This is a genomic window from Erwinia sp. PPS120 (assembly GCF_047918655.1).
Classification (GTDB): domain Bacteria; phylum Pseudomonadota; class Gammaproteobacteria; order Enterobacterales; family Enterobacteriaceae; genus Erwinia; species Erwinia tasmaniensis_A.
Map to the genome: position 1 here is coordinate 97,215 of NZ_JBLREF010000021.1, position 26,031 is coordinate 123,245.

Here is a 26,031-nt window from a genome sequence, read left to right on the forward strand (position 1 = left end):
TTCCCTACCTTTGAATGTTGATTTCGTCCATAACCCAACGGCTTCGTAAGCGTCTATACTTTATGCTAAAACAACGTCATTACTTTATGCTAAAACAACGGCATCCCGAAACAATAAGGAAGATAAGATGAAATACCAGGCGATCGCTGCTTTGGCTCCACTGGCGCTGCTGCTTAGTGCCTGTACCACGGTACAGCCGGCGTACAAGGATACCGGCACCCGGATGAGCCCCTGCGTTGAAGGTGGCCCGGATACCGTAGCGCAGAAATTCTATGACCTGCGCACCGGGCAGCCAACCCAGGGCTTACCCAACGCCCAGCTGCTGGCAAAATATCGTCCCTATCTCAGCGATAAGCTGTATCAGACGCTGTTAAAAGCCAGCGGTGAAAACGGCAGGGATCCGGCCCTGATGCAGGGTGATATCTTCTCCAGTCTGCCAGCGGGACCAGATTCAGCCAGCGTGGCAGATGCCTCAACCATTCCGAATACCGATGCACGCAATATACCGCTGCGCGTCTCTCTTAGCCGCAGCGGTAGCAAGCCGGTCGAATGGCAGGATGAAGTGCTGATGGTGCGTGAAGGCACCTGCTGGACGGTTGATGATATTCGTTACACCAGCCAGGCTCCTCACCTGGACGGTGGATCATTAAGCCAGCGACTGCTGAAATAGTTTCTGCTTCATGCCGCCGCCCGGCGGCATGACTACCCCAGTCCTTTATACCGGTTCTAAACTCAATATCTGCACAAAGATTGCATAATTATGCCGTCAACGATAAGATTCGCAGAATCAATTGCTATTCACTTATTGCGCATGAGTATTCAACTTAACGGAATTAACTGCTTTTACGGCGCCCACCAGGCGCTGTTCGATATTCAGCTCACCTGCCCCGAGGGCGAGACGCTGGTTTTGCTGGGTCCAAGCGGTGCCGGTAAGAGTTCCCTGCTGCGCGTACTCAACCTGCTGGAGATGCCCCGTTCCGGCACCCTGAGCATTGCAGGTAATCACTTCGACTTCAGTAAACCCCCGTCTGAAAATGCTATCCGCGAGCTGCGCCAGAACGTGGGGATGGTATTCCAGCAATATCATCTGTGGCCGCATCTGACGGTGACACAGAATCTGACTGAAGCCCCCTGTCGCGTACTGGGACTGGATAAAGATGCGGCTCATGCCCGGGCGGATAAGCTGCTTGAGCGCCTGCGGCTGACAAAATTTGCCGATCGCTTCCCGCTGCATCTCTCTGGTGGCCAGCAGCAGCGAGTAGCTATTGCCCGGGCGCTGATGATGGAGCCTGCCGTGCTGCTGTTCGACGAGCCGACCGCCGCGCTGGATCCTGAAATTACCGCGCAAATTGTCTCCATCATTCAGGAGCTGGCCCAGACCCGGATCACGCAGGTGATTGTGACCCATGAGGTTGAAGTTGCCCGTAAAACCGCCACCCGTGTGGTCTATATGGAAAATGGTTTTATTGTTGAACAGGGTGATGCCCGTCGTTTTTCACAGCCGCAGACCGATGAGTTTGCACACTATCTCTCGCACTAATGCAGGACACCATAATGAAAAAAATTGTACTTGCCGCGCTGTTAGCGGGTTTAAGCCTGAGTGCCACCGCCGCAGAAACCATTCGTTTTGCCACCGAGGCATCCTACCCTCCGTTTGAGTTTGTCGACTCTGATAACAAAATTCAGGGCTTTGACGTCGATCTGGCCAACGCGCTCTGTCGGGAAATGGACGCAACCTGCACCTTTACCAATCAGGCCTTTGACAGCCTGATCCCAAGCCTTAAGTTCCGCCGTTTTGATGCCGTAATGGCCGGAATGGACATCACCGCCGAGCGCGAAAAGCAGGTGCTGTTCACTAAGCCGTATTACGATAACTCGGCGCTGTTCATTGCGCAAAAAGGCAAAGTAGCCTCCGTGGACGCCCTGAAAGGCAAGCGCGTTGGCGTGCAGAATGGCACCACGCACCAGCGCTATCTGGCGGATAAAATGAGCGGCGTCACCACCGTGCCTTATGACAGCTACCAGAATGCCGTTCTCGACCTGAAAAATGGCCGCATTGATGCGGTATTCGGTGATACCGCCGTGGTCAATGAGTGGCTGAAGCAGAATGCCAACCTGGCTGCGGTCGGCGATAAGGTGACTGATAAAGCCTATTTCGGCACGGGCCTCGGCATCGCCGTGCGCCAGGGTAATACCGACCTGCAGGGTAAATTTAACGCCGCCCTCGAGAAAATCAAAGCCGACGGCACCTTCAAGGCTATCTACAGCAAATGGTTCCAGCAGTAATTTCTGAATGAGCGAACTCTATCCACTCGCTGGCGCCGCCGGTATGACCGTCGGCCTTGCCGTTTCTGCGCTGATCCTCGGTCTGATTCTGGCGATGCTTTTTGCCGCCTGGGAATCGGCTCGCTGGCGCCCTTTCGCCTGGATCGGCACGGGACTGATGACCCTGTTTCGCGGCCTGCCTGAAATTCTGGTGGTGCTGTTTGTCTATTTCGGCGCTTCCCAGCTGCTGCTGACGCTGTCGGACGGCTTTACGCTCAATTTTGGCTTCTTTACGCTGCCTGTCCAGGTGCAGATTGAGAATTTCGACGTCAGTCCGTTTCTCTGCGGGGTGATTGCGCTTTCCCTGCTCTACGCCTCTTATGCCTCGCAGACCCTGCGCGGCGCGCTGAAAGCGGTCCCACAGGGGCAGTGGGAGTCGGGTCAGTCGCTGGGTATGAAAAGAGCGGCGATATTTTTCCGGCTGATCCTGCCGCAAATGTGGCGACATGCGCTGCCGGGGCTGGGTAACCAGTGGCTGGTGCTGCTGAAGGATACCGCGCTGGTTTCACTGATCAGCGTGAATGACATTATGTTGCAGACTAAAAGTATTGCCGCGCGTACGCAGCAGCCCTTTACCTGGTATCTGATTGCTGCAGCCATTTATCTGGTGGTTACCCTGCTAAGTCAGCAGGTTTTGAAACGCCTTGATGCGCGCGCCACGCGTTTTGAGCAGGGGAGTATCTGATGCTGAGCTATCTGCCTGACCTGCTAAAAGGGCTGCATACCAGCCTGACGCTGACCGCCGCCTCGCTGGCGCTGGCGCTGTTACTGGCACTGCTGTTTACGGTGGTGCTGGCGCTAAAAACACCGGTGCTGAGCCTGCTGGTCCGTGGCTATATCACTCTTTTTACCGGTACACCGCTGCTGGTGCAGATATTTTTGATCTACTACGGTCCCGGACAGTTTCCCTCTCTTCAGTCGATCCCCTGGCTGTGGCATTTTCTTTCCCAGCCCTGGCTTTGTGCCCTGCTCGCACTCTCTCTCAACAGTGCAGCCTATGCCACCCAGCTATTTTATGGCGCCGTGCGCGCTATTCCCGCCGGGCAGTGGCAGTCCTGCGCAGCGCTGGGCATGGATCGCAAAAATACGCTGCGTATTCTGCTGCCCTATGCATTAAAACGCGCCCTGTCCTCCTGGTCGAACGAGGTGGTGCTGGTATTCAAAGGGACGTCGCTGGCTTACACCATTACGCTCATGGAAGTCATGGGCCAGGGGCAGCTGTTGTATGGTCGAACCTATGACGTAAGCGTGTTTGCCGCAGCAGGCGTGATCTACCTGTGTGTTAATGGTCTGCTGACGCTGCTGATGCGGTTTATCGAGCATCGCGCGCTGGCCTTTGAACGCCGTAACTAACCTTCCCCGTGGGCAGCCACCGGGGATCGTCAGGAAAAGGCCCTTCTTTACGGGCTAATCCTGGGATAGCGCCCTTACCGCCTGAGGCATACTGGATTGCTGAAATAACGCAAGGACCGTTACGCTCATGCTTAAATTCGCTCTGACCCTGGTGCTTGTCTGTCTCAGCATTCAGGCGCAGGCAGGATCTTCCCTGCGCTTCGCAACCTCTGCTAACAATCCGCCTTTTGAGTATCTGAATGACCGGGATCTGCTGGTTGGCTTTGATATCGATCTGGCAAACGCGCTTTGCCAGCGCCTGAAAATGGCCTGCCTCTTTACCAATAATACTTTTGATCGCCTGCTGCCCTCCCTTAAATATCATCACGATGATGCCATTATCTCGGGTATGGATATTACCGATGAGCGCATGAACGACGTCGATTTTACCCAGCCCTATTTAGGCAACTCCAGCCTGATGGCCGTGCCAAAAGGGCGCTTCTGGCAGCTTGCCCAGCTCAAAGGCAAACGCGTGGGGGTACGCAACCTCTCCACCCAGCAGGCCTACCTGAGGGACAGATGGCCTGAGATTATTGCAGTGACCTATGACAGCTACCAGAATGCCCTGTTGGATATCAGCAAACGTCGGCTGGACGGGATCCTCGGCGATACGATGGTGATCAGATGCATGCTGAAAGCGCATCCGCAGCTGGTGACGGTAGGCGGAACCCTTTCAGACAGTCGCTACTTTGATAATGGCATGGGCATTGCAGTACGAAAAGGCGACGACGATCTGAGAAAGGCGCTGAACCAGGCGCTCCAGAGCCTTACGGATGACGGCACCGTGCGGCGGCTGGCGCTGCACTGGTTTGATCCGGCGCACGAAAGCTAGCACAGATCCTTCTGCGCCTTACCCGCCCCCGGGCTTAGCCGTCCCTGCGCGCCCGCTGAATATCGCGTAGCCGCTGCTTTTCTTCGTATGCCATTAATCGCCAGGCGATAAAACCGACGATGCCGACGACAAACAGAATCAGCGACGCCAACGCATTGATCTCCGGATTTACGCCCCGGCGCACGGTGGCAAAAATTTGCATCGGCAGGGTGGTCGCCCCCGGTCCGGTGACAAAACTGGCGATCACCAGATCGTCCAGCGACAGCGTAAACGCCAGCAGCCAGCCGGTTACCATCGCTGGCGCAATCATTGGCAGGGTTATCACAAAGAAAACCTTAAGCGGCGCAGCGCCCAGGTCCATCGCGGCCTCCTCAATCGAGCGATCCAGCTCGCGCAGGCGGGCATTGATCACCACCGCCACATAGGCCGTGCAAAAGGTCACATGGGCCAGCCAGATGGTCAGCATGCCGCGGTCAGCGGGCCAGCCAATGGCATGACCCATTGCCACAAAAAGCAACAGCAGCGACAGGCCGGTTATCACATCCGGCATCACCAGCGGCGCGGTGAGCATAAATGCGAAACCGGTAGCCCCTTTAAAGCGGCCAAAGCGCACGATCACCACGGCAGCAAGAGTGCCTGATAGCAGCGCCGCCGTCGCCGCCAGCGCGGCAATACTCAGGCTTAGCGCCACGGCGTCGATCATCGCATCATCGTGAAACAAAACCTGATACCAGTGCAGGGAGAAACTCTCCCAGGCGGCAAGCTGCGATGAGTTAAAGGAATAGAAAACCAGCAGTGCCATCGGCGCGTACAGGAAAAAAAAGCCCACTATCAGGATAGCGGTACGCCACGGCGAGCGGATTGTCGGCAGGTGACTCATCCCTTTTCCCCCATCTCTTTATTCTGATGCTTGTGAAACCAGATGATAGGCAGGATAAGGATCAGCAGAATAATCACCGCCAGCGCAGAGGCGACCGGCCAGTCGCGGTTGTTGAAGAACTCCTGCCAGAGCACGCGTCCAATCATTATGCTGTCAGGACCGCCGAGCAGTTCGGGGATCACGTACTCGCCAACGGCGGGAATAAATACCAGCATCGATCCGGCAATGATGCCACCCTTTGTCAGTGGCACAATCACCTGGAAGAAGGTTTTCAGCGGGCGGGCGCCCAGATCTAACGAGGCTTCCACCAGCGAATAATCAATACGCGTGAGCGCGGTGTACAGCGGCAGCACCATAAACGGCAGGTAGCAGTAAACGATGCCAATGTAGACCGCGAGGTTGGTATAAAGAATGGCCAGCGGATGGTCGATAATACCGGTCCACATAAGAAAACGATTAAGAATGCCATTATTATTAAGAATGCCCATCCAGGCATAGACCCGTACCAGAAACGAGGTCCAGGAGGGCAGGATAATCAGCAGCAGCAGAATATTACGGGTGCCCGGCGCGCTATGTGCGACCGCCCACGCCAGCGGATAACCGATCAGCAGGCAGATAATCGTCGATACCGCCGCCACCTGCAATGAGTGCAGATAGGCATCCACGTACAGCGGATCGTCAGTCAGCGTCAGGTAGTTGCCCAGGTTCAATACTATCTGGAGCTGACCGTCAGCCCAGGTGACCAGATCGGTATAGGGCGGGATCGCGCGGGCGATATCGGCAAAGCTAATTTTCAGCACAATCAGGAAGGGCAGCAGGAACAGCAGCACCAGCCAGAGCCACGGCAGGGCAATCACCAGCCGTCGCCCCTGCCGCCTCTGCAGGCGGTCAAAAACATTGCTGAAGCGGTGCCGCGGACGGGCGCTGTTTTCGATCTCACGTTGAGCCATCGCTCCCCCTAAATCGTCAGTACGACGCAGCTGTCGGCATCCCAGCGGAGACGCACTTCATCGCCCCAGGTGGGCACGCCCTGACGGAAGCGATGGGCATTTTGTAGCTGGGCAATGACGGTCTGGCCACTGCGTAATCTGACGTGGTAGACCGAGAGATCGCCTAGGTAGGCGATATGTACCACCTCCCCCATCGCAACGTTGATCTGTTCGGCCGGGATCTCATCACACAGCATCACTTTTTCCGGGCGAAGCGCCACGTGAACCGGTACGCCATCCACTACCGAAACATCGGCGCTGACTTTTAACGGCGAAAGCAGTCCCGGGCAGTCGATCAGTAAACCATCAGCCTGTCGCTCGCGGAGCAGGCCCTCAAACAGATTCACCGTGCCGATAAATCCGGCGCTGAAGCGGGTGGTCGGATGCTCGTAAATCTCTTCCGGCTCGCCAATCTGCACAAACTTGCCGCGATTCATAATCGCGATGCGTCCGGCCATGGTCATCGCCTCTTCCTGATCGTGGGTGACCATCACGCAGGTGGCGCCCACGCGCTCGAGGATATCCACCACTTCGAGCTGCATACGATCGCGCAGCTTTTTATCCAGCGCCCCCATTGGCTCATCCAGCAGCAGCAGCTTAGGCCGCTTAGCCAGGCTGCGGGCCAGTGCGACTCGCTGACGCTGTCCACCTGAGAGCTGGTGCGGCTTGCGGCTGCGGTACTCCTGCATATGCACCAGCGCCAGCATCTCTGCCACCCGGCTGATAATTTCCGCTTTCGGCAGGCGATCCTGCTTCAGGCCGAAGGCGATATTCTGCTCGACGGTCATATGTGGAAACAGCGCATAAGATTGAAACATCATATTGACCGGCCGCTGATAAGGCGGCACGTGTGAAAGGTCTTGCCCGTCCAGTACGATCTGGCCGGAGGTCGGCGGTTCAAAGCCCGCCAGCATCCTTAACAGCGTTGATTTACCGCAGCCAGACGGGCCGAGCAGCGCGAAGATTTCGCCTTTATAGATGGTCAGGTTGACATCATCAACCGCGTATTGCCCATCGAAGGATTTAGTCAGGTTGCGGATCTCAAGCAGCGGGGTCAGGGCCCTGGCTGCTTTAGGTTGCGGACGGACAATAGCCTCATTCACTAACTTAACTCTCCGGCACTCTGAGGATCACGGCCAGCACGCCGTATTAAATAGAGGGCAGAGGCCATTTAGCACCTCTGCGGTGTGAGCTTTACGCTGGCGGCGGTTATCTGCCACGTTGTATGAGCGTTGCCCGGGCAGCCGTTACTTGCCGCTTTTAACTCGCGTCCACGCGCGGGTGCGTACGCGGTCCAGTTTCGGATCCTGTACCTTCAGCACGAAGAGTTTCGCCATCGTTTCGGGCGTCGGGAAGATGCCCGGGTTATTGCGAATATCTGCATTGATAAAGGTGAGTGATGCCTTATTACCATTAGCGTAGAACACCTTGTCAGAGATGTCGGCAATGACCTTTGGTTCCAGTAAATAATTGAGGAACTGATAGGCCTCATCAACATTTTTAGCATCTTTGGGAATGGCCAGCGTATCGAAGAAGGCCAGCGCCCCCTCTTTTGGAATACTGTAGGCAATATTGACGCCATTTTTCGCATCGGCCGCGCGTTTCTTCGCCTGCAATACATCCCCGGCCCAGCCGATCGCCACGCAGGTATTCCCATTGGCGAGGTCGTTTATATATTGGGACGAGTGGAAGTAGCGGATATTGGGTCGCAGCTTCATCAGCAGATCCGTTGCCGCCCCCGAGTAATCTTTGGGGTCGCTACTGTCAGGATCCTTACCGAGGTAGTTAAGCACGGTGGCAAAAATCTCTTCCGGCGCATCCAGGAATGAGACGCCGCAGCTTTTCAGCTTTTCGAGGTTTTCCGGCTTAAGCACCAGATCCCAGCTGTTAACCGGTGCATCCTTACCCAGCGCGGCCTTTACTTTATCAACGTTGTAACCGATGCCGGTGGTCGCCCACAGATAGGGAATGGCGTATTTATTACCCGGATCGTGCTGTTCCAGCTTTTTCAGTATATCGGGATCGAGATTGTTATAATTTGGCAGCTTAGTTTTATCCAGCGGTTGAAATATACCGGACTGAAGCTGACGGGCGAGAAAACTGGACGAAGGCACCACCACATCGTAGCCGGTACTGCCCGCCATCAGCTTACCTTCCAGCACTTCATTAGAATCAAAAACGTCATACACCACGTGGACCCCGCTTTGCTTTTCAAAACCGGGAACCGTATCGGGTGAAATATAATCAGACCAGTTATACACATGCAGCGTCTTATCGGCCGCACCAGCACCCGCTGAAACGGCCAGCAGCACGGCAGCCGCCACGCCCGACAGCCACTTTTTAGGTTGATTAAGCATATTTTCCATTCTCCACACCAGGGATAACCAGGGTTTTTCAAACGAGCAAAACGGCAGGCGCCCGGCACGACAGGGAGAGTCAGTGAATGTTTATTCACTCTGCCGCCGGGATGAAAAACGCCAGCCCAGTTCACGTCATGCATACAACGTTGCTTCGCAAGAATAGTCCTCACTGGCACTGGAGGCCAGCCTCTGGCGTAAAAAACAGCATTTATCGAATTTTCATGCACTTTCCCTCTACGGGATCGGCCAGACCCGGCCTGATTGACGATAATTATTGGGAAGTAAAGGGCATTCGGCAGGATAAAAAAGGGTTTTGGGCAGGAAAACAGCGGGCAGGCGATAAAATCAGGGAATAACCGCCTGCTAAAAGGAGGCGGTTAAACAGGCTGGCAGCATCGCCCGAGGGTTAAGCGCACAGCCTAATGCAGCAGAGCGTGAGAGGTGACAATGGCGCTGCGATCCTCTTCATCGTCATCGCCGACCACCAGTAGCTGATTAGCAAAGGCTTCCAGCACCACCATTGAAATCTGTTCTTCGCTCTGCTTCATAAAGTGAGCGAACTGACCACAGGTGACACCCGCCGTAACATTCAGCGACTGGCAGACAATCAGCTTGGGCAGATTGTCATCCTGAATATCGACAAAAGCTTTTACGGTCAGCGAGCTGGCATTAATCTGTGAAAGATCCCCCACCAGCGGGATAAGCGCGGTCGGTTTAACTTCTGCAAGCGCGGAAAACAGGATGACGCCATCCATCAGATCGAGCTTGGCATCAAATACCCCATCAAAATTTTGCATATGCGGCAGATGGAGCGCCTGGCATGAGTCACACTCAAACCAGGTGATGCTTTGCTGATCCAGCCAACGTCGTATTACGTCAATATCTGGAACGACGAGTGAATCCATGTGATTTGTCTCATACCACCTTAAAATTGCGCCCTAGCTTACGGAAAAAAGCGGTCAAACACCAACGATTGCGAGGTAAATAAGTACACGTCTGCGCGTTTTCAGACAGAAACCGGGGCGTTCCCCGAAGACAGCCTTAAGCATTAGCGCGTTGCCCAGCCCTGCTGATGCAGATACGCCAGCATGAACGGACGGCTCTCTTTGATAATCGTCTTCTGGATATGCTCGCTCCAGCTCTCGCGACGCGGGTTACTTTCGCGCGTAAGGTAATACTCTTCCTGCGCGTTGTCGTAGTCCGCCAGCACCTGCGGATCGATTGGCTGATAGCGGTTTTCATGAACCAGCATCGCCGTCGGCATCCGTGGTTTATGCTGCGGAGACTGATCCGGGGTGCCGAGGCAGAGACCGAACAGCGGCAGAACATATTTCGGCAGGCCAAGCAGCTCAGTCACCTCGGCAATGGCATTGCGAATGCCGCCAATAAATACGCCGCCCAGACCTAATGACTCGGCGGCGACCATGGCATTTTGTCCCATCAGTGCGGTATCAACGCAGCCGAGCAGCAGCTGCTCAGCCAGCCCCAGCTGTGCGTCAGGGCAAATTTGCTGATTACGATTGAAATCGGCGCAGAATACCCAGAACTCCGCGGCCTGGCCGACATACTTCTGACCGCCAGTCAGCGTAACCAGCTGTTCGCGCAGCTGCGGGTCGGTGATACGGATAATCGATGAGCATTGCAAAAAGCTGGAGCTTGAAGCCGACTGTGCCGCATTAAGAATCGCTTCGCGCTGGTCATCTGCAATGGGTTTGTCTGTAAAAGCGCGAATTGAGCGATGAGAGCAAAGCAGCTCGATGGTTGGCGTCATGGTGCACTCCTGTTTTACGCGCGACGGCGTAGTGAAAGCGTTAATACACTGAGGAGACCAAGGGTAGCAGCTGGAGTGGTTACGGGTAACGTTGAAAATGTATAATTCCTTGTCAAACCGCCGCAGCCCCCGTCAAATGCCCTATAGCCTGGGCGAATCAGTGCGACAGGTAATACCTTCTTCCCTTATTCATTTGATGCGGGCATCATAGGCAACAGCGACCTGTAAGATGTGATCTACATCACATATAAAATTTCGACCCTGAGGAGAAACACATGTTTGCAGTAATTTTTGGACGCCCGGCCTGCCCATACTGTGTACGCGCGAAAGAGCTGGCAGAGAAACTTACCGAAGAGCGTGAAGACTTCAATTTCCGCTATGTGGATATCCATGCTGAGGGGATCACAAAAGCCGACCTGGAAAAAACCGTGGGTAAACCGGTCGAAACCGTGCCGCAGATTTTCCTCGATCAGACTCATATCGGCGGCTGCACTGAATTCGAAGCCTACGCTAAAGAGAACCTCGGTCTTTTCCAGTAATCAGGCACAGCTCCGCGCTGACGGGGCAGCCATAAAAAGAGGGCCGATACTCTGTCGGCCCTCTTTTTTTACGCCTTTTCTGCCCTGAGCGAATGTCTCAGTCCTGCCCCTGGCGGTTAATCGTGCTGATGCGTAATCAGGGAACGACACAGCATCACGACCAGCGCCCCGGAACCACACCAGAACATCCCGCTGGTCATAAATGCCAGCTCCTGAAGCAGCGCGATACACCCGTTAACAAGGTGCAGATGCAGAATCAGCAGACAGCATGGCGTCGCCAGCAGTGGGCCCAGCAGAGCTACCGTCAGCGGAGACTCTTTCGTGGTTAGCGCCGCAATCGCACCCGGGATAGCAAACATCAGCAGACCCAGCTGCGCATGGGAATAGGCGTGCGTTTCAATACCCATTTCATAACGTACCGCCAGGAAGATGATGCAATAAAGGATAAAACAGCCTGCCACGCCTATCCAGGACACACCTTTAAACACCACAGGATCTTCTCCCGGTAATTTATCTCGTATGCTGGCCAAAATAGTCCACCGCCTTGTCTCTGTTAAAGAAGTTACAAAGAACCGCGAAAATGAGCGCGGCTTTTACTGGCTGAAAAAGAGTGAAGCGATTAAAATGGCGACCGTTTTACAGATGCTGAACTGTAATACGCGGATAATCCTGAACGTTGCCGCTGCTCTGACGGCAGCGCGTCAAATCTAGCGCAAAAAACCCTTTTTTTCAACACGTTACTGGTAAATAAGAAGTTAAACCGTGAATATAAACGTCGCAGAGTTGTTAAGTGGAAATGACATTCTGTTATTATTTGTCGTTCTGGCTCTTGGGCTATGCCTGGGTAAACTGCGGCTTGGCTCTGTCCAACTGGGCAATTCCATTGGCGTTTTAGTGGTTTCTCTTCTGCTTGGCCAGCAGCATTTTGGGATCAATACCAACGCCCTTAATCTGGGCTTTATGTTATTTATTTTTTGCGTTGGCGTCGAAGCCGGACCCAACTTTTTCTCAATTTTTTTCCGCGATGGCAAAAATTATCTGATGCTGGCTACTGTGATGGTTGGCAGCGCAGTGATCATTGCGCTGGGCCTGGGAAAACTGTTCGGCTGGGACATCGGGCTGACTGCCGGCATGCTGGCAGGCTCAATGACCTCCACGCCGGTGCTGGTCGGCGCGGGCGATACGCTGCGACAAACGCTGCACACCGGTCCCCTGCTGACTCAGGCGCAAAATAATCTTAGCCTCGGCTACGCCCTCACCTATCTGGTGGGACTGGTGAGTCTTATCGTCGGCGCGCGCTATATGCCGAAGATGCAGCATCAGGATCTTCCTACCAGCGCTCAGCAGATTGCCCGTGAGCGCGGTCTGGACCCTGACAGTCAGCGCAAAGTTTATCTGCCGGTCATCCGCGCTTACCGCGTCGGCCCTGAGCTGGTCGCCTGGACCGACAGCAAAAACCTGCGTGAACTCGGGATCTATCGCCATACGGGCTGCTATATCGAACGTATCAGACGCAACGGCATTCTCGCCAGTCCTGACGGCGACGCCGTGCTGCAACAGGGCGATGAGATCTCCCTTGTGGGGTATCCCGATGCTCACTCCCGCCTTGATCCCAGTTTTCGCAATGGCAAAGAAGTCTTCGATCGCGATCTGCTGGACATGAAGATCGTTAATGAAGAGATCGTGGTTAAAAATAATAATGCGGTTAATAAGCGTCTTAGCCAGCTCAAGCTGACCGACCACGGCTGCTTCCTTAACCGGGTTATTCGCAGCCAGATAGAAATGCCAATAGACGACAGTATTATTCTGAATAAAGGCGACGTTTTACAAATAAGCGGTGAGGCACGGCGCGTAAAATCCGTTGCCGACCGTATAGGATTTATCTCAATTCACAGTCAGGTCACCGATCTTCTCGCCTTCTGCGCCTTTTTTATTATCGGGCTGATGATTGGTATGATTACCCTGCAATTCAGTAACTTTAATTTTAGTATCGGCAATGCTGCGGGGTTATTATTTTCCGGGATCCTGCTCGGTTTTCTGCGCGCCAACCATCCGACTTTCGGTTATATCCCACAGGGGGCACTGACGATGGTGAAAGAGTTTGGCCTGATGGTCTTTATGGCGGGCGTGGGGCTAAGTGCAGGAAGCGGCTTATCGCATGGCCTGGGGGATACCGGCCTGCTGATGCTGGGGGCGGGGCTGGTGGTGAGCCTGCTGCCGGTGGTTATCAGCTTTATGTTCGGCGCCTGGGTGCTGAAAATGAACCGCGCGCTGCTTTTTGGCGCCATTATGGGCGCCCGCACCTGCGCCCCGGCAATGGAAATTATCAGTGACACCGCCCGCAGTAACATCCCGGCCCTTGGCTATGCCGGAACCTATGCCATTGCTAACGTTTTGCTCACCTTAGCCGGGACGCTGATCGTTATAATCTGGCCAATCGCAGGCGGCTAAAAAATATTTAGGATTTTCTGAGAACTTTTAATTCAGCGCGCAGTCCTAATTAGTGCCACTGCTTTTCTTTGAAATCCCCAAATTGTGGAGCCCGTTAATCGAATGATTAGCGGGTTTTTTTCTTTTTAGTTCTCCTCCCTTCGGTTGTTCTTAATGTTTCCTTAATCGCATTTCAGCACCATGCGTTTTTGTCTTCATGAAAAACTCGCTTATGTCACTGCCCTTAATACTTAACAAACGCACAACCGCTTTACCAATTAGGAATAGGTCTGTTTACCTTTTACCTGTTCGCTTTTACCTTATCCAGCTGTTATGGCTCACGATCGCCGCCGTTCTGTTTACGTGGATATCGCGAGATGGCCGCTGGGATATGGCTATCAGCCGTGAATGGTTTGACCCGCTGACGCAGCAGTTTCCGCTAAAGGAGAACCGCTGGCTCAACCTGATTAACCATATGCTGCTGAAGGATACGGTGATTGTACTGGCGGTGGTGGCCCTGATTACCGGTATTGTCAGGCGAAACAGCAGACTGATACTGGTCACGGCGTTAATCGGCGTTGGCCCGCTGGTTGTCGGGATCCTTAAAGCGACCAGCGCGCACTCCTGCCCCTGGGATCTGATCGAATTTGGCGGTAAAGCAGTCTCTTACCCGCTGCTTTCGTCTATTCCGCCGGGGAGCGGCCCGGGTGACTGTTTCCCGGGTGGGCATGCGTCAAGCGGCTTTGGCGTAATGGCGCTGTTTTTCTGGTTCAGGCCACAGCGTCCAAAACTGGCCTGGCTCTGTTTTTTTGCCGGTGCTGCGCTCGGGATACTAATGGGTTTTGGTCAGATTATGCGCGGTGCGCACTTTTTGTCCCACAATTTATGGGCTGGCTGGTGGGTTTGGCTAAGCCAGTGTTTTACTTTCGGATGCGTTTCGTATCTGCTTAATATGACGAGGAAATAATCATGATGGAAGCGCTAAACCGGTCGCTGTTTCTCTGGATCAACGCCACACCAGAGTCGCCCGGATGGCTGATTACCCTGGCAACCCTTATCGCCCGCGATCTGATTGCAATCGTGCCGGTGCTTATCGTTGCACTGTGGCTCTGGGGCCCCAAAGGCCAGCTAAACTCTCAGCGCGAACTGGTGTTGAAAACCGGTATCGCACTGGGCTACGCGCTCACTATCTCATGGTGTATTGGCAACCTGTACCCGCATCCGCGTCCCTTTATGATCGGGCTGGGTTATCAGTTTCTGCATCACGCGCCCGATGACTCTTATCCAAGCGATCACGGCACGGCAATTTTCACCTTTGCCATTGCCTTTATGTGCTGGCATCGCGTCTGGTCCGGCATCATGCTGATGCTGATCGGGGCGGCCATCGCCTGGTCACGAATTTATCTCGGCGTACACTGGCCGATGGATATGCTCGGCGGCCTGCTGGTTGGTATGCTCTCCTGCCTGTTCGCTCAGGTAGCCTGGTATTTCTGCGGCAGACGACTGCTGGAAAATATCTCCTGGCTCTATCGCGTGGTCTTTGCGTTCCCTATCCGTAAAGGCTGGGTGCGCGACTAACGTGACAAAAAAGGGTGGAACACTGTTCCACCCTTCAGCTTTCTTCTCCGCATAATTTGAGTGGGTTACGATGTAGCCCGCAGATAAAATCCGCAAACAGCCCACGATTTAAGCAATCAAACCCGCCGATAACTCAGTTTAATAAACCAGTAAAACCGCATCCAGCCAGCGATTACACCCCATCATTAGCGCGCAGCCAGTATATAACCCCAGAAACATTGTCATAACTGTGATTAGGATCGCCAGAAACTCCCTTCTGCCCTCTTCCTTCTTCTCATTCTGGTGGTAGAGTGTCGCCGTCTCGGGAAAAGAGTGAACTAAATTGCGCAACCGCGGCAGGTGATATCGCAGGCAGGAGCGGTTTACTTCACTGTTTTTAATATGGAGATCATTATGGAATCATCTAAGGCGGCCACGCTTAATGTGCCATTAGCAGACGAGGCTGCGGCCTGGCGCAAAAGCGATACAATGTGGATGCTGGGACTGTACGGTACGGCAATAGGCGCGGGCGTACTATTTTTACCGATTAATGCCGGTATTGGCGGCCTGATTCCGCTGGTTATCATGGCGCTGCTCGCCTTCCCCATGACCTTTTTCGCGCATCGCGGTCTGTGCCGCTTTGTTCTCTCCGGTAAAAGCCGCGGCGAAGATATTACCGGCGTGGTGGAAGAGCATTTTGGCGCCGGTGCCGGGAAGCTTCTGACGCTGCTCTATTTCTTTGCCATCTACCCTATCCTGCTGGTCTACAGCGTGGCGATCACTAATACCGTTGAAAGTTTCCTTACCCACCAGCTGCATCTTACGGCCCCGCCGAGAGCGCTGCTGGCACTGATCCTGATCGTCGGGCTGATGACCATCGTGCGCTTCGGTAAAGAGATGATCGTGAAGACCATGAGCGTGCTGGTCTATCCTTTTGTACTGGTGCTGATGGGCCTGGCACTCTGTCTGATCCCGCACTGGAACAGCTCCCTGTTTCAGCATGTCAGCATGGCGGGCAGCGGTAAAGGCCTGTGGATGACGCTGTGGCTGGCCATTCCGGTAATGGTTTTCTCCTTTAACCACTCGCCGATTATCTCTGCCTTCGCCGTTGCAAAACGTGAAGAGTATGGCGACTACGCTGAAAAGAAATGTTCGCGTATTCTTGCCCGCAGCCATCTGATGATGGTGCTAACGGTGATGTTTTTCGTTTTCAGCTGCGTCCTCAGCCTGTCACCGGCGAACCTTGCCGAAGCGAAAGCGCAAAATATTTCGATTCTTTCCTACCTGGCTAACCATTTTGATACGCCGCTGATGGCCTGGCTTGCGCCGGTTATTGCGATGGTGGCGATCACGAAATCCTTTCTTGGGCACTATCTCGGTGCGCGTGAAGGCTTTAACGGCCTGATGGTAAAATCGCTTGGCAAACGTGGGAAGGATCTTTCAGAGCATAAGCTGAACAGAATTACCGCCCTCTTTATGCTGCTCACCACCTGGCTGGTAGCGACGCTAAACCCGAGCATCCTGGGGATGATTGAAACCCTGGGCGGCCCGATTATCGCGATCCTGCTGTTCCTGATGCCGATGTATGCCATTCATAAGGTGCCGGCTATGCGTCAGTACAGCGGTAAAATCAGCAACCTGTTTGTGGTGCTGGTGGGCCTGATTGCCATTTCTGCCATCGCCTGGGATCTGTTTTAGCTGTAACAAAAGAGCGGCCACGCAGGCCGCTCTTTCTTACCCGCCATTATTGCTGCCGATCAGGAAAACCACTTCCCAAACACGCTACTCAGTTTCATCATCACGAAATCCCAGGCGCGACTGAAGAAGCCCCCCTCTTCGACTGCCTCCATCGCCACCAGCGGCCGCTGTTCAATGGTCTTGCCATTGAGCTGGAAGTCGATGACGCCAACCTGCTGATTTTTCTTAAGCGGCGCGGTGAGCTGCGGCTGAGAAAGCGTAAAGCTGGCTTTCAGATTTTTCATCTGCCCCTTAGGCAGGGTAATCGCTGCATCCTTCGCAACGCCGAGATTGACCTCTTTTTTATCGCCAAACCAGACCCGCTGAGTGGAAAAGGGCTTGTCGGCCTTAATCGGCGTAACGGTTTCGTAAAAACGGAAGCCCCAGGTCAGCAGCTTTTCACTTTCACGAAAGCGAATACCGTCGGTCGCCGCGCCCAGCACCACTGAGATCAGTCGCTGATCGCCATCCGTCGCCGAGGCGACAAGATTATTTCCCGCGCCGTTGGTATGGCCGGTTTTAATGCCGTCTACCTTAAGGTTGGTGCTCCACAGCAGGCGATTGCGGTTGTACTGGCGGATATGGTTAAAGGTGAACTCTTTCTCTTTATGCAGGGCGTACTCTGCCGGAACATCGCGAATTAGCGCCTGGCCAATCAGCGCCATATCGCGCGCGGTACTGTACTGCCCGTCAGAATCCAGGCCATGCACGGTTTTGAAATGGGTATTTTGCAGGCCCAGCGCCTTGACGTAATTGTTCATCAGCCCGACAAAAGCATCCTGGCTCCCCGCCACATAGTCAGCCAGCGCAATGCTGGCATCGTTACCGGACTGGATGATAATGCCCTTATTCAGCTCGGAGACCGGAATGCGATCGCCCGGCTTCAGAAACATCAGCGACGAGCCCTGCAGGATAGGATTGCCCGTTGCCCAGGCGTCTTTACCCACGGTGACCATATCGTCGTTGGTAATTTTACCCGACTTGATCGCCTGCCCGGCCACATAGCTGGCCATCATTTTGGTCAGGCTGGCGGGATCGAGACGATCGTCGGCATGAGATTCCGTCAGCACTTTACCGCTATTGTAATCCATCAGGATCCAGGCTTTTGCATTGATCTCGGGCGGCGCGGGTGCCTCTTCTGCATGGGCGAATGATAAGGTCAGCAGCATTAACGACGCGGAGGTGGAGAGCGTGAAGCTTAGGGAGATGAGCGATTTCTTCATGGTGGGACCAGATATCCATTTGAAAGGTAAGAATTTTCACAGCGATGACGGGCACTTGTCCTGCTACGCTATCGTTTCTATGCTCGAATTTGAACAGCAGTAGAGTAAAGATTTTTATATTTTATTAGATAATAACCTGACACTGAGGGTAAAGTGGCGGTTTTTTCGCCTTCACCGCCAGCGAAACCAGGCTAAATTCCGAATTTTTGCAAAACAGTTAAGTGCATCACATAATTCCGCTACTCTGAGGTCAATCTGCCTGAGGAGCAACACCATGGATTTAGCCCTGTTTGACCTTGATGAGACCCTTATTTGTGAAGACAGCACTGGCCTGTGGCTGCGCTGGCTGGTCTCCCAGGGGTTTGCGCCACCTGAACTGATTGAACAGGAGCAGGCGTTGATGGAGCAGTACTATGCAGGGTCGTTGTCGATGGATGAGTATATGCAAACTATCCTGGCCCCGCTGACCGGCATGGGCACGTTAACGGTTTCCGGCTGGGTACGCCGGTTTATACAGCGCGATATACTTCCCCGCGTTTACCCCGCTGCCCGCGAACGCATGAGCTGGCATCAGCAGCGCGGCGATACCATTCTGGTGATTTCCGCCAGCGGCGAACACCTGGTAACACCCATCGCGCAGCAGCTTGGCGCTCATGATGCCCTGGCCATTGGCGTTGAGATTGTGGATGACCGTTACAGCGGAAACACCTACGGCACAGTGACCTATAAAGAGGGCAAAGTCGCCCGGCTACAGGAGTGGCTTGACGACCAGCAGAAAGCAAAATTTAACCGCACCTGGGCCTACAGCGACTCATTAAATGACCTGGCGATGCTGGAACACGCCGATCACGCCTGGGTGATAAATCCGGCCCAGCCACTGCACACTCTGGCACAGCAGCGAGGCTGGGAAGTGTGCAACTGGGTCAGATAATCCCCTCTGCCGGGCGTGGCGGAGCAATGTGACGCCGGGTCAGAGAGAATCGCTCACAGCGCGCTACTGGCCGGATGACTCCGCCAGACCAACCTTAAGCAGCTTGCCGTCGTTCTCATCCGTCAGCACATACAGGTAGCCATCCGGCCCCGTTCTTACGTCACGAATGCGCTCCTTACGGTCGGCCAGAAGCCGCTCTTTTTCCTCAATGTTGCTGCCGTCCACCTTCAGGTGGATCAGGCTCTGCTGCTTCAGCGCGCCGATAAATAAGCTATTTTTCCACTGCGGAAAGCGCGGGCTGTTATAGAACGCCATGCCGCTGATGGCGGGTGACACCTTCCACCAAAACGCAGGCTGCTCGGTGCCTGCCACCCTGCCCCCTTTCGATCCCGGGACTTTTTCCCCGCTGTAGTCAATGCCCCAGGTGGCGAGCGGCCAGCCGTAATTCTTGCCCTTGCTGAGGATATTAACCTCGTCTCCGCCGCGCGGGCCGTGCTCGCTTTCCCACATCTCATGCGTCCAGGGGTTGAGCGCCAGCCCCTGAGGATTACGCATCCCCGAGGTCCAGACTTCGCTCCGCGCCCCGGCCTTACCGACAAAAGGATTATCTTTCGGCACGCTGCCATCGGCATTCAGCCGTATTACTTTGCCGGTCAGTGACGCGGGATCCTGAGCGGTTTCAGCGTGGAAATTATCGCCAAAGGTAACATAGAGATATCCCTTATCATCAAAGGCCAGCCTCGATCCCAAATTAGCGCCACTGGAGAGCCATGGCTGCTGACGAAGCACCACCCGAAAATTTGTAAGCTGGCGGCTGTCCGGGCTTAGCGTACCGTAGCCCACCGCAGCACCCGCCCTGCCCTCACTGTCCGCTTCGGTCCAGGTGAGCCAGACGCGATGACTCTGTTCAAAGTCCGGCGCCAGCGCCACGTCCAGCAGGCCACCCTGACGCTGCGCCCACACCTTCGGCACGCCGCTAACCGGCTGCGACAGCCCCTTACCGGGCTGCCAGAGGCGCAGCTGCCCCGCACGTTCGGTTATCAGCATGCTTTCCCCATCCGGCATAAATGCCAGCGCCCAGGGGTGATCCAATCCTTTCTGCAGCTCTTCAACGGTCAATTTCTGCGCCACTGCCCCCTGACTCAGGGTCAGCGCGACGGCCAGCAAGATGTATTTAACGAAACGGGACATACCTTTCTCCTGATGGGAAGCATCAGATAAATCTAGTAAAAGGTGTCAAAGCACGTGGAAGTTTTACAAAACATTAAGCTGGGGTGCAGGGGCCGTCGGGTATACCTTGATTTCGTAACTGATTGCATTGATAGATCAATAAACGTGCGGATCTCGCATCGATCAGTCCCGGCAGGTAGCTTCGCCGCCGTCTTTGGCACCGCGCCATGCGCCTGGACAGTCTGATACTTACCGCTTCAACATCGGCAGTAATATTAACCACGGCCCCTTTCCTCCAGCCTGCTCTGGCAGCAAGATCTTCGGGAATACTCTGCACCACTAAGCCTGGCAAGTGTTAGTATTCACTGTTGGCGGGTAAGCCCATAGCAATTCTAAGCCTCCCTGAAGGACTCTGCCCCCCTTTAATCCCCTCTGTTATTAACATTGCTGTATAAATTTTGCTTCGACCCCGGTAAAATCCCGCGCAAATTGCTGTGCTGAACTGGAAATGAGCTATGTCGCAAACTACAACAATGGCACCACGGGTCGGTTTCGTCTCGCTGGGCTGCCCAAAAAACCTGGTCGACTCTGAACGGATCCTCACCGAGTTGCGTACGGAAGGATACGAGGTTGTGCCACGCTATGACGATGCGGAAATCGTTATCGTTAATACCTGCGGCTTTATCGACAGCGCGGTGCAGGAGTCGCTGGAAGCGATCGGTGAAGCGCTGAATGAAAACGGTAAGGTCATTGTTACCGGCTGCCTGGGCGCGAAGGAGAACCAGATCCGGGAAGTGCATCCCAAAGTGCTGGAAATTACCGGCCCTCACAGCTATGAGCAGGTGCTGTCCCACGTGCATCGCTACGTGCCTAAGCCACAGCATAATCCGTTCACCAGCCTGGTGCCAGAACAGGGCGTGAAGCTGACGCCGCGCCACTATGCCTATCTGAAAATTTCCGAAGGCTGCAACCATCGCTGCACCTTCTGTATTATTCCCTCTATGCGTGGCGATCTGGACAGCCGCCCTATCGGTTCGGTGCTCGACGAGGCCCGTCGACTGGCCGAAGCCGGGGTGAAAGAGCTGCTGGTGATCTCGCAGGATACGTCAGCCTACGGCGTCGACGTCAAACACCGTACCGGCTTCTGGAACGGTCAGCCGGTTAAAACCAGTATGGTCAGCCTGTGCGAACAGCTGGCGAAGCTGGGCGTATGGGTGCGCCTGCACTATGTTTACCCTTACCCACACGTTGACGATGTGATCCCGCTGATGGCGGAAGGCAAGCTGCTGCCCTATCTCGACATTCCCCTTCAGCATGCCAGCCCGCGCATTCTTAAGCTGATGAAGCGACCAGGTGCCGTAGAGCGTACGCTGGAGCGCATCAAGCGCTGGCGCCAGATTTGCCCTGAACTGACGCTTCGCTCGACGTTTATTGTCGGCTTCCCCGGTGAAACGGAAGAAGATTTCCAGATGCTGCTCGATTTCCTCAAGGAAGCACGGCTGGATCGCGTGGGCTGCTTTAAATACAGTCCGGTCGAAGGCGCTACGGCCAACCAGCTGCCTGACCCGGTGCCGGAGTCGGTTAAAGAGGAGCGTTACGATCGCTTTATGCAGCTACAGCAGGCAATCTCCGCTGAGCGCCTGCAGGAGAAAGTCGGTCGTGAGATTCTGGTGATTATTGACGAAGTGGATGAGGAAGGCGCAATTGGCCGCAGCATGGCCGACGCCCCTGAGATCGACGGTGCGGTCTATCTGAACGGAGAGTTTAACGTGAAGCCCGGTGACATTATCCGCGTGAAGGTGGATAACGCCGACGAATACGATCTGTGGGCATCTAAAATCTAGCCTCTGTTCGCCTGCTTACCGCCGGTTTCAACCGGCGGTTTCAGTATCGACAACTTCAGGTGAAGCGGCTGGCTTCAGCCAGCGACACGCGACGCGACAGGGTTTAGCCCATTACAACTGACGCGGTCAGCCTCAGCCATATTTCGCCTGATGCGCTTTCTTCCGGGCCAGATAGTCCGCATCGGCCCGCAGCTTGTCCCACTCCGCTTTAAAAATAGCCGCCGCAGCGGCCTTCTCTTCGTTCAGCTCACGCGGCAGCACCTCACGATCATTATCATACTTGCGGCCGCCCTTGTGATTGGCATAGCGCCTGGCGCGGGTATACCCCATCTGAATAAACTTACGCGCCATATCCATGCCGACAAAATCATCGCTGGCGCGGTACGCCTCAAACAGTTTCATAATCTCATCCGCCGAGGCCCGGGCAATTTCAGGCGTGCGGAAGCGCCAGTGGGGAAGGATCTCACCTTTATAAGGCTCCACCATCAACACGCCCTGCTCGCCGCGTCCTACCTGATAAAGCTCTGGATGCTGACGGAAATCAATGCGCTTAAAATCCTGTTCATAATCGAATTCTTTCATCAGGTTAGCTCTTTAGCTTAGGATCCAGCGCATCGCGCAGACCGTCACCCAGCAGATTAAAGGCCAGAACGGTGAGAAATATCGCCAGGCTGGGGAATACCGCTACGTGCGGCGCCATCACCATATCCGCGCGGGCTTCATTAAGCATCGCCCCCCACTCCGGCGTTGGCGGCTGCGCGCCCAGCCCCAAAAATGACAGGCTGGCCGCCGTAATGATCGAGGTGCCGATGCGCATGGTGAAATAGACCACAATCGAAGAGAGGGTGCCGGGCAGAATATGGCGAACCAGGATGGTGAGATCCGATGCGCCGATGCTGCGTGCCGACTCAATATAGGTCATATGCTTTAGCACCAGCGTATTGCCCCGCACCAGGCGGGCAAAGGCCGGAATGCTGAAGATCGCGACGGCAATAATCACGTTCGACATGCCGGTGCCCATGATCGCCACCACCGCGATCGCCAGCAGAATGCCGGGGAAGGCAAACAGCACATCGCTGATGCGCATGATAATGCGATCCCACCAGCCTTCGTAGTAACCCGCCAGCAGGCCCAGCGCCGTGCCGATCGCAGCACCTATCGCCACCGAGACGAAACCGGAAATCAGCGACAGCCGCGTACCCAGCAGCACCCGGCTAAAAATATCTCGCCCAAGCGAGTCCACGCCGAACCAGTGCATCAGCGAGGGGCCTTCCGTCAGCCTGTCGTAGTCGAAATAGTTTTCAGCATCAAACGGGGCAAGCCAGGGAGCCAGCATCGCCACCACAATCAGCAGCAGCACAAACAGACCTGCCGCTATCGCCACCGGCTGACGGCGGAAGCGCCGCCAGAACTCATGCCAGGGGGTGCGCACGCGATGCTGCGTTATAGTCGGCATCGCGGACAGCGCCGCGTTAAGTCGCCAGTTTTTCATCGCGGGTCCTTATTTATAGCGAATCGCAGGGTTGATTGCGGCATAGAGCATATCGACAATCAGGTTAATCAGAATAAACTCCAGCGAGAACAGCAGCACTTCGGCCTGTACCACCGGGTAGTCGCGCATTTCAACCGAATCCACCAATAACCGTCCCAGTCCCGGCCAGTTAAATACCACCTCGACGACGATCGATCCCCCCAGCAGGAAACCAAACTGCAGGCCCATCATCGTCACCACCGGGATCATCGCATTGCGCAGGCCGTGCTTGACGATTACCCACGTCTCCCGCACGCCTTTCGCCCGCGCGGTACGCATATAGTCTTCCTGCATGACCTCAACAAAGGATGCGCGGGTAAAGCGCGCCATAACCGCCGCGACCGCCGCGCCCAGGGTAATTGAGGGTAAAATATAGTGTCGCCAGCCATCAGCGCCCACCGTAGGCAGCCAGCCCAGCTGGACGGAGAATACCTGCATCAGCAGCATGCCAAGGGCAAAAGCCGGGAAGGAAATACCCGATACGGCCAGCGTCATGCCCAGTTTATCCGGCCATTTATTGCGCCATACCGCCGAGATAATGCCGATGGCCATACCCAGAATCACCGACCAGACCATACTGCTTAACGTCAGCCAGAGCGTGGGGAAGAAGCGCTGCGCGATTTCGGTGGAAACCGGCCGCTTAGTCACCATCGACTGACCAAAATCGCCCTGTAGCGCATGGGTGATAAAGTGCCAGAACTGATGGGTAATCGGCTGATCCAGCCCTAACTGGTGGCGCACCAGCGTCACCACCGTCGCATCGGCCTCTGGCCCTGCCACAAGGCGAGCCGGGTCGCCCGGCAGCATATGAACAAACAGGAACACCAGAACCGCCACAATCAGCAGCGTTGGGATCAGTCCCAGTAAACGTCTGATAAAATAATTAAGCATGCGTTATCCTGCGCCTCAGACAGCCGCACCTTCCGGGAGGGAAGGTGCGGGCGTGTATCGGCGGGTTACTTCAGAGAGGCGTCGTCAAAGCTGAACGAGGTGTCAGGCATGACGTAGAAGCCCGTCAGGTTTTTAGTATTGGCTGAAACCAGCTTTTCTACCACCAGCGGGGCCCAGGGCTGATCCTTCCAGATACGATCCTGCGCATCCTTATACAGCGACGCTTTTTTATCGCCGTCGGTGGTATTCAGCGCCTCGGTCAGATCTTTATCTACCTGCGGATTGCTGTAAAACGCAGTATTAAAGATGGTTGGCGGCCAGGACTGGGTGGCAAACAGTGGCGTTAGCGCCCAGTTCGCTTCGCCGGTAGAAGCGGACCAGCCGGTATAGAACATGCGTACGCCGCTCTCTTTCTGACCTTTATCCTCCACTTCCGCCGCGCGCTGTCCGGCATCCATCGCCACGACATTAACCTTAATACCCACCTGGGCCAGCTGCTGCTGGGTAAACTGCAACACCTTCTGCGCGGTGCTGTGGTTATGTGAAGACCAGAGCGTGGTGGTGAACCCGTTCGGGAAGCCCGCTTCCTTCAACAGTTCGCGCGCCTTAGCCGGGTTGTACTCAGGGGCCGGATAGGCCTGGGAGTACTGAATGGCAGGCGGCACAATGCCGTTAGCCGGGGTGGCGTAGCCGGAGAAGGCCACTTTCACCAGCGCCTGACGGTTAATGGCGTAGTTAATGGCTTCGCGTACTTTAGGGTTATCAAACGGCTTCTGGGTGACATTGAAGCTGATATAGCGCTGCATAATGGACGGTGAGGTCACCAGATCCAGCTTCGGATTTTTCTCCAGCAGCTTCGCCTGCTCATAGGGGATGGGGAAGGCAAAATTGGCTTCGCCGGTTTGCAGCATCGCCGCGCGGGTGTTGTTATCCACTACCGGACGCCAGGTGATGGTATCCAGCTTTGGATAGCCCGACTTCCAGTAGCCCGCGAATTTCTTCACCTTCACAAAATCGGTTTGATTCCAGGTTTCCAGCTCGAACGGCCCGGTACCCACAGGATGGAAGCCGATATCCTTGCCGTATTTCTTCAGCGCGGTCGGAGAGATCATCGCGGCCGCCGGGCTGGCCAGCGTATTGATAAAGGCAGAAAACGGCTGTTTTAAGGTGATTTTGACCGTGGTGGGATCCACCACTTCGGTGGTGCCAACCGACTTAAACAGGTTGTAGCGCTTGAGATGGTTATCCGGGTTGCTGGCGCGGTCAAGATTCACCTTCACCGCTTCGGCATTAAAGTCGGTGCCGTCCTGGAACTTAATGCCCGGACGCAGTTTGATGGTGTAGGTCAGGCCGTCGGGGCTGGCCTGGTAGCTCTCGGCCAGCACGTTGGTCAGCTTCATCTCTTTATCGAAGCCAAACAGGCCCTGATAGAAGGATTTTGCAACCGACTGAGACAGCGTATCGTTCGCATCGTAGGGGTCGAGGGTGGTGAAGTTCGATCCCACGGCGATCACCGCATCCTGTGCTGCCCAGGCCGGCACTGCCGCCAGGCTGCCCAGAAGTCCGGCAGTTAAGAGCATGTTACGTTTGCGGGTTATCATCATTTTGCATTCATCTCCTGTCCCTTCT

The 26,031-nt window shown here is 54.9% G+C and carries 27 protein-coding genes; 14 read left to right on the plus strand and 13 right to left on the minus strand.

Annotation, left to right across the window (positions count from 1 at the left end; all coding sequences use genetic code 11):
• The first annotated feature begins 127 nt into the window (after positions 1 to 127).
• The 6 genes from ACLRGG_RS13155 (at position 128) to ACLRGG_RS13180 (ending at position 4,549) form a co-directional block, all read left to right on the plus strand.
• Positions 128 to 670: a lipoprotein gene (locus tag ACLRGG_RS13155; protein WP_416250189.1), complete on the plus strand. Its 543-nt coding sequence runs from the start codon at positions 128 to 130 to the stop codon at positions 668 to 670.
• Positions 671 to 811: 141 nt separating this feature from the next.
• On the plus strand, positions 812 to 1,540 hold the full coding sequence (gene artP, locus ACLRGG_RS13160; RefSeq protein ID WP_416250190.1) for an arginine ABC transporter ATP-binding protein ArtP: 729 nt from the start codon (positions 812 to 814) through the stop codon (positions 1,538 to 1,540).
• 14 nt (positions 1,541 to 1,554) lie between these two features.
• Positions 1,555 to 2,286 carry an arginine ABC transporter substrate-binding protein gene (artJ, locus tag ACLRGG_RS13165; RefSeq protein ID WP_416250191.1) on the plus strand — a complete coding sequence of 244 codons (732 nt, stop codon included), beginning with the start codon at positions 1,555 to 1,557 and terminating at the stop codon, positions 2,284 to 2,286.
• A gap of 7 nt (positions 2,287 to 2,293) precedes the next feature.
• Entirely contained in the window at positions 2,294 to 3,010 is a 717-nt protein-coding gene (artQ, locus tag ACLRGG_RS13170) for an arginine ABC transporter permease ArtQ (protein WP_416250192.1), read from the plus strand.
• Entirely contained in the window at positions 3,010 to 3,678 is a 669-nt protein-coding gene (gene artM / locus ACLRGG_RS13175) for an arginine ABC transporter permease ArtM (RefSeq protein WP_416250193.1), read from the plus strand. Before artQ ends, artM begins: the two co-directional genes overlap by 1 nt.
• A 127-nt stretch (positions 3,679 to 3,805) precedes the next feature.
• Positions 3,806 to 4,549 carry a transporter substrate-binding domain-containing protein gene (locus tag ACLRGG_RS13180; RefSeq protein WP_416250194.1) on the plus strand — a complete coding sequence of 248 codons (744 nt, stop codon included), beginning with the start codon at positions 3,806 to 3,808 and terminating at the stop codon, positions 4,547 to 4,549.
• Positions 4,550 to 4,583: 34 nt separating this feature from the next.
• Here ACLRGG_RS13180 and potI read toward each other — a convergent pair whose 3' ends face one another.
• The 4 genes from potI to potF all read right to left on the minus strand — a co-directional run bounded on the left by potI (position 4,584) and on the right by potF (position 8,775).
• Positions 4,584 to 5,429, minus strand: coding sequence for a putrescine ABC transporter permease PotI (gene potI, locus ACLRGG_RS13185; RefSeq protein ID WP_416250195.1), 846 nt, complete (start codon positions 5,427 to 5,429; stop codon positions 4,584 to 4,586).
• The gene (gene potH, locus ACLRGG_RS13190) at positions 5,426 to 6,379 is read right to left on the minus strand and encodes a putrescine ABC transporter permease PotH (RefSeq protein WP_416250196.1); all 954 of its coding nucleotides are present in this window, start codon (positions 6,377 to 6,379) and stop codon (positions 5,426 to 5,428) included. The genes potI and potH overlap by 4 nt, the downstream gene beginning before the upstream one ends.
• 8 nt (positions 6,380 to 6,387) lie before the next feature.
• Positions 6,388 to 7,521: a putrescine ABC transporter ATP-binding subunit PotG gene (gene potG, locus ACLRGG_RS13195; RefSeq protein WP_416250197.1), complete on the minus strand. Its 1,134-nt coding sequence runs from the start codon at positions 7,519 to 7,521 to the stop codon at positions 6,388 to 6,390.
• A gap of 144 nt (positions 7,522 to 7,665) precedes the next feature.
• Positions 7,666 to 8,775, minus strand: a complete 1,110-nt coding sequence (potF, locus tag ACLRGG_RS13200) for a spermidine/putrescine ABC transporter substrate-binding protein PotF (RefSeq protein WP_416250244.1) — start codon at positions 8,773 to 8,775, stop codon at positions 7,666 to 7,668.
• Between the two features lie 86 nt (positions 8,776 to 8,861).
• Between potF and ACLRGG_RS13205 the strand changes: the two genes are divergently transcribed.
• The gene (locus tag ACLRGG_RS13205) at positions 8,862 to 9,134 is read left to right on the plus strand and encodes a hypothetical protein (RefSeq protein ID WP_416250198.1); all 273 of its coding nucleotides are present in this window, start codon (positions 8,862 to 8,864) and stop codon (positions 9,132 to 9,134) included.
• Between the two features lie 63 nt (positions 9,135 to 9,197).
• Here ACLRGG_RS13205 and ACLRGG_RS13210 read toward each other — a convergent pair whose 3' ends face one another.
• Together ACLRGG_RS13210 and nfsA are read right to left on the minus strand one after the other, a co-directional pair.
• A complete protein-coding gene (locus ACLRGG_RS13210) occupies positions 9,198 to 9,683 on the minus strand; it encodes a YbjN domain-containing protein (RefSeq protein ID WP_416250199.1) in 486 nt (161 codons plus the stop codon).
• Between the two features lie 143 nt (positions 9,684 to 9,826).
• A complete protein-coding gene (nfsA, locus tag ACLRGG_RS13215) occupies positions 9,827 to 10,549 on the minus strand; it encodes an oxygen-insensitive NADPH nitroreductase (protein WP_416250200.1) in 723 nt (240 codons plus the stop codon).
• A gap of 275 nt (positions 10,550 to 10,824) precedes the next feature.
• Between nfsA and ACLRGG_RS13220 the strand changes: the two genes are divergently transcribed.
• A complete protein-coding gene (locus ACLRGG_RS13220; protein WP_067702747.1) occupies positions 10,825 to 11,088 on the plus strand; it encodes a GrxA family glutaredoxin in 264 nt (87 codons plus the stop codon).
• A 116-nt stretch (positions 11,089 to 11,204) separates the two neighbouring features.
• On the opposite strand, the gene ybjM is transcribed toward ACLRGG_RS13220, so the two are convergent.
• Entirely contained in the window at positions 11,205 to 11,579 is a 375-nt protein-coding gene (gene ybjM, locus ACLRGG_RS13225) for an inner membrane protein YbjM (RefSeq protein WP_416250201.1), read from the minus strand.
• Between the two features lie 271 nt (positions 11,580 to 11,850).
• On the opposite strand from ybjM, the gene ACLRGG_RS13230 reads away from it, so the two are divergent.
• The 4 genes from ACLRGG_RS13230 (at position 11,851) to ACLRGG_RS13245 (ending at position 16,773) form a co-directional block, all read left to right on the plus strand.
• A complete protein-coding gene (locus tag ACLRGG_RS13230) occupies positions 11,851 to 13,539 on the plus strand; it encodes an aspartate:alanine antiporter (RefSeq protein ID WP_416250202.1) in 1,689 nt (562 codons plus the stop codon).
• 196 nt (positions 13,540 to 13,735) lie between these two features.
• Positions 13,736 to 14,485 carry a phosphatase PAP2 family protein gene (locus tag ACLRGG_RS13235; RefSeq protein ID WP_416250203.1) on the plus strand — a complete coding sequence of 250 codons (750 nt, stop codon included), beginning with the start codon at positions 13,736 to 13,738 and terminating at the stop codon, positions 14,483 to 14,485.
• A 5-nt stretch (positions 14,486 to 14,490) separates the two neighbouring features.
• Complete coding sequence (gene ybjG / locus ACLRGG_RS13240) at positions 14,491 to 15,096, plus strand: undecaprenyl-diphosphate phosphatase (RefSeq protein WP_416250245.1); 606 nt, start codon at positions 14,491 to 14,493, stop codon at positions 15,094 to 15,096.
• Positions 15,097 to 15,489: 393 nt separating this feature from the next.
• Complete coding sequence (locus tag ACLRGG_RS13245; protein ID WP_416250204.1) at positions 15,490 to 16,773, plus strand: HAAAP family serine/threonine permease; 1,284 nt, start codon at positions 15,490 to 15,492, stop codon at positions 16,771 to 16,773.
• A 59-nt stretch (positions 16,774 to 16,832) separates the two neighbouring features.
• Here the strand turns inward: ACLRGG_RS13245 and ACLRGG_RS13250 are convergent, their stop codons facing one another.
• Complete coding sequence (locus ACLRGG_RS13250; protein ID WP_416250246.1) at positions 16,833 to 17,981, minus strand: serine hydrolase; 1,149 nt, start codon at positions 17,979 to 17,981, stop codon at positions 16,833 to 16,835.
• A gap of 328 nt (positions 17,982 to 18,309) precedes the next feature.
• Here ACLRGG_RS13250 and ACLRGG_RS13255 point away from each other — a divergent pair, with 328 nt between their 5' ends.
• Positions 18,310 to 18,966 (plus strand): HAD family hydrolase, encoded by a 657-nt coding sequence (locus ACLRGG_RS13255; protein ID WP_416250205.1) that lies wholly within the window; start codon positions 18,310 to 18,312, stop codon positions 18,964 to 18,966.
• A gap of 63 nt (positions 18,967 to 19,029) precedes the next feature.
• On the opposite strand, the gene ACLRGG_RS13260 is transcribed toward ACLRGG_RS13255, so the two are convergent.
• A complete protein-coding gene (locus tag ACLRGG_RS13260; RefSeq protein ID WP_416250206.1) occupies positions 19,030 to 20,157 on the minus strand; it encodes a PQQ-dependent sugar dehydrogenase in 1,128 nt (375 codons plus the stop codon).
• 494 nt (positions 20,158 to 20,651) lie between these two features.
• Here ACLRGG_RS13260 and rimO point away from each other — a divergent pair, with 494 nt between their 5' ends.
• Positions 20,652 to 21,980 carry a 30S ribosomal protein S12 methylthiotransferase RimO gene (gene rimO, locus ACLRGG_RS13265; RefSeq protein WP_416250207.1) on the plus strand — a complete coding sequence of 443 codons (1,329 nt, stop codon included), beginning with the start codon at positions 20,652 to 20,654 and terminating at the stop codon, positions 21,978 to 21,980.
• Positions 21,981 to 22,112: 132 nt separating this feature from the next.
• On the opposite strand, the gene ACLRGG_RS13270 is transcribed toward rimO, so the two are convergent.
• The 4 genes from ACLRGG_RS13270 to gsiB form a co-directional block, all read right to left on the minus strand.
• Complete coding sequence (locus ACLRGG_RS13270) at positions 22,113 to 22,562, minus strand: DUF4385 domain-containing protein (protein ID WP_416250208.1); 450 nt, start codon at positions 22,560 to 22,562, stop codon at positions 22,113 to 22,115.
• A gap of 4 nt (positions 22,563 to 22,566) precedes the next feature.
• Positions 22,567 to 23,472 (minus strand): glutathione ABC transporter permease GsiD, encoded by a 906-nt coding sequence (gene gsiD, locus ACLRGG_RS13275; RefSeq protein ID WP_416250209.1) that lies wholly within the window; start codon positions 23,470 to 23,472, stop codon positions 22,567 to 22,569.
• A 9-nt stretch (positions 23,473 to 23,481) separates the two neighbouring features.
• Positions 23,482 to 24,402, minus strand: coding sequence for a glutathione ABC transporter permease GsiC (gene gsiC, locus ACLRGG_RS13280; protein WP_416250210.1), 921 nt, complete (start codon positions 24,400 to 24,402; stop codon positions 23,482 to 23,484).
• 65 nt (positions 24,403 to 24,467) lie between these two features.
• Positions 24,468 to 26,006, minus strand: coding sequence for a glutathione ABC transporter substrate-binding protein GsiB (gsiB, locus tag ACLRGG_RS13285; protein ID WP_416250211.1), 1,539 nt, complete (start codon positions 26,004 to 26,006; stop codon positions 24,468 to 24,470).
• Positions 26,007 to 26,031 lie beyond the last annotated feature (25 nt).

What these genes read in the sequence shown, in the direction of transcription:
- potH (WP_416250196.1), bottom strand. Translation starts at nt 6,379, where the DNA reads ATGGCTCAACGTGAGATCGAAAACAGCGCCCGTCCGCGGCACCGCTTC.
- rimO (WP_416250207.1), top strand. Translation starts at nt 20,652, where the DNA reads ATGTCGCAAACTACAACAATGGCACCACGGGTCGGTTTCGTCTCGCTG.
- ACLRGG_RS13220 (WP_067702747.1), top strand. Translation starts at nt 10,825, where the DNA reads ATGTTTGCAGTAATTTTTGGACGCCCGGCCTGCCCATACTGTGTACGC.
- ACLRGG_RS13205 (WP_416250198.1), top strand. Translation starts at nt 8,862, where the DNA reads ATGTTTATTCACTCTGCCGCCGGGATGAAAAACGCCAGCCCAGTTCAC.
- ACLRGG_RS13235 (WP_416250203.1), top strand. Translation starts at nt 13,736, where the DNA reads ATGAAAAACTCGCTTATGTCACTGCCCTTAATACTTAACAAACGCACA.
- ACLRGG_RS13250 (WP_416250246.1), bottom strand. Translation starts at nt 17,981, where the DNA reads ATGCTGCTGACCTTATCATTCGCCCATGCAGAAGAGGCACCCGCGCCG.
- ACLRGG_RS13255 (WP_416250205.1), top strand. Translation starts at nt 18,310, where the DNA reads ATGGATTTAGCCCTGTTTGACCTTGATGAGACCCTTATTTGTGAAGAC.
- ACLRGG_RS13210 (WP_416250199.1), bottom strand. Translation starts at nt 9,683, where the DNA reads ATGGATTCACTCGTCGTTCCAGATATTGACGTAATACGACGTTGGCTG.
- ACLRGG_RS13155 (WP_416250189.1), top strand. Translation starts at nt 128, where the DNA reads ATGAAATACCAGGCGATCGCTGCTTTGGCTCCACTGGCGCTGCTGCTT.
- potF (WP_416250244.1), bottom strand. Translation starts at nt 8,775, where the DNA reads ATGCTTAATCAACCTAAAAAGTGGCTGTCGGGCGTGGCGGCTGCCGTG.
- gsiB (WP_416250211.1), bottom strand. Translation starts at nt 26,006, where the DNA reads ATGATGATAACCCGCAAACGTAACATGCTCTTAACTGCCGGACTTCTG.
- ACLRGG_RS13245 (WP_416250204.1), top strand. Translation starts at nt 15,490, where the DNA reads ATGGAATCATCTAAGGCGGCCACGCTTAATGTGCCATTAGCAGACGAG.
- potI (WP_416250195.1), bottom strand. Translation starts at nt 5,429, where the DNA reads ATGAGTCACCTGCCGACAATCCGCTCGCCGTGGCGTACCGCTATCCTG.
- ACLRGG_RS13260 (WP_416250206.1), bottom strand. Translation starts at nt 20,157, where the DNA reads ATGTCCCGTTTCGTTAAATACATCTTGCTGGCCGTCGCGCTGACCCTG.
- ACLRGG_RS13270 (WP_416250208.1), bottom strand. Translation starts at nt 22,562, where the DNA reads ATGAAAGAATTCGATTATGAACAGGATTTTAAGCGCATTGATTTCCGT.
- artM (WP_416250193.1), top strand. Translation starts at nt 3,010, where the DNA reads ATGCTGAGCTATCTGCCTGACCTGCTAAAAGGGCTGCATACCAGCCTG.
- gsiC (WP_416250210.1), bottom strand. Translation starts at nt 24,402, where the DNA reads ATGCTTAATTATTTTATCAGACGTTTACTGGGACTGATCCCAACGCTG.
- nfsA (WP_416250200.1), bottom strand. Translation starts at nt 10,549, where the DNA reads ATGACGCCAACCATCGAGCTGCTTTGCTCTCATCGCTCAATTCGCGCT.
- artJ (WP_416250191.1), top strand. Translation starts at nt 1,555, where the DNA reads ATGAAAAAAATTGTACTTGCCGCGCTGTTAGCGGGTTTAAGCCTGAGT.
- artQ (WP_416250192.1), top strand. Translation starts at nt 2,294, where the DNA reads ATGAGCGAACTCTATCCACTCGCTGGCGCCGCCGGTATGACCGTCGGC.
- ACLRGG_RS13180 (WP_416250194.1), top strand. Translation starts at nt 3,806, where the DNA reads ATGCTTAAATTCGCTCTGACCCTGGTGCTTGTCTGTCTCAGCATTCAG.
- artP (WP_416250190.1), top strand. Translation starts at nt 812, where the DNA reads ATGAGTATTCAACTTAACGGAATTAACTGCTTTTACGGCGCCCACCAG.
- gsiD (WP_416250209.1), bottom strand. Translation starts at nt 23,472, where the DNA reads ATGAAAAACTGGCGACTTAACGCGGCGCTGTCCGCGATGCCGACTATA.
- ybjG (WP_416250245.1), top strand. Translation starts at nt 14,491, where the DNA reads ATGGAAGCGCTAAACCGGTCGCTGTTTCTCTGGATCAACGCCACACCA.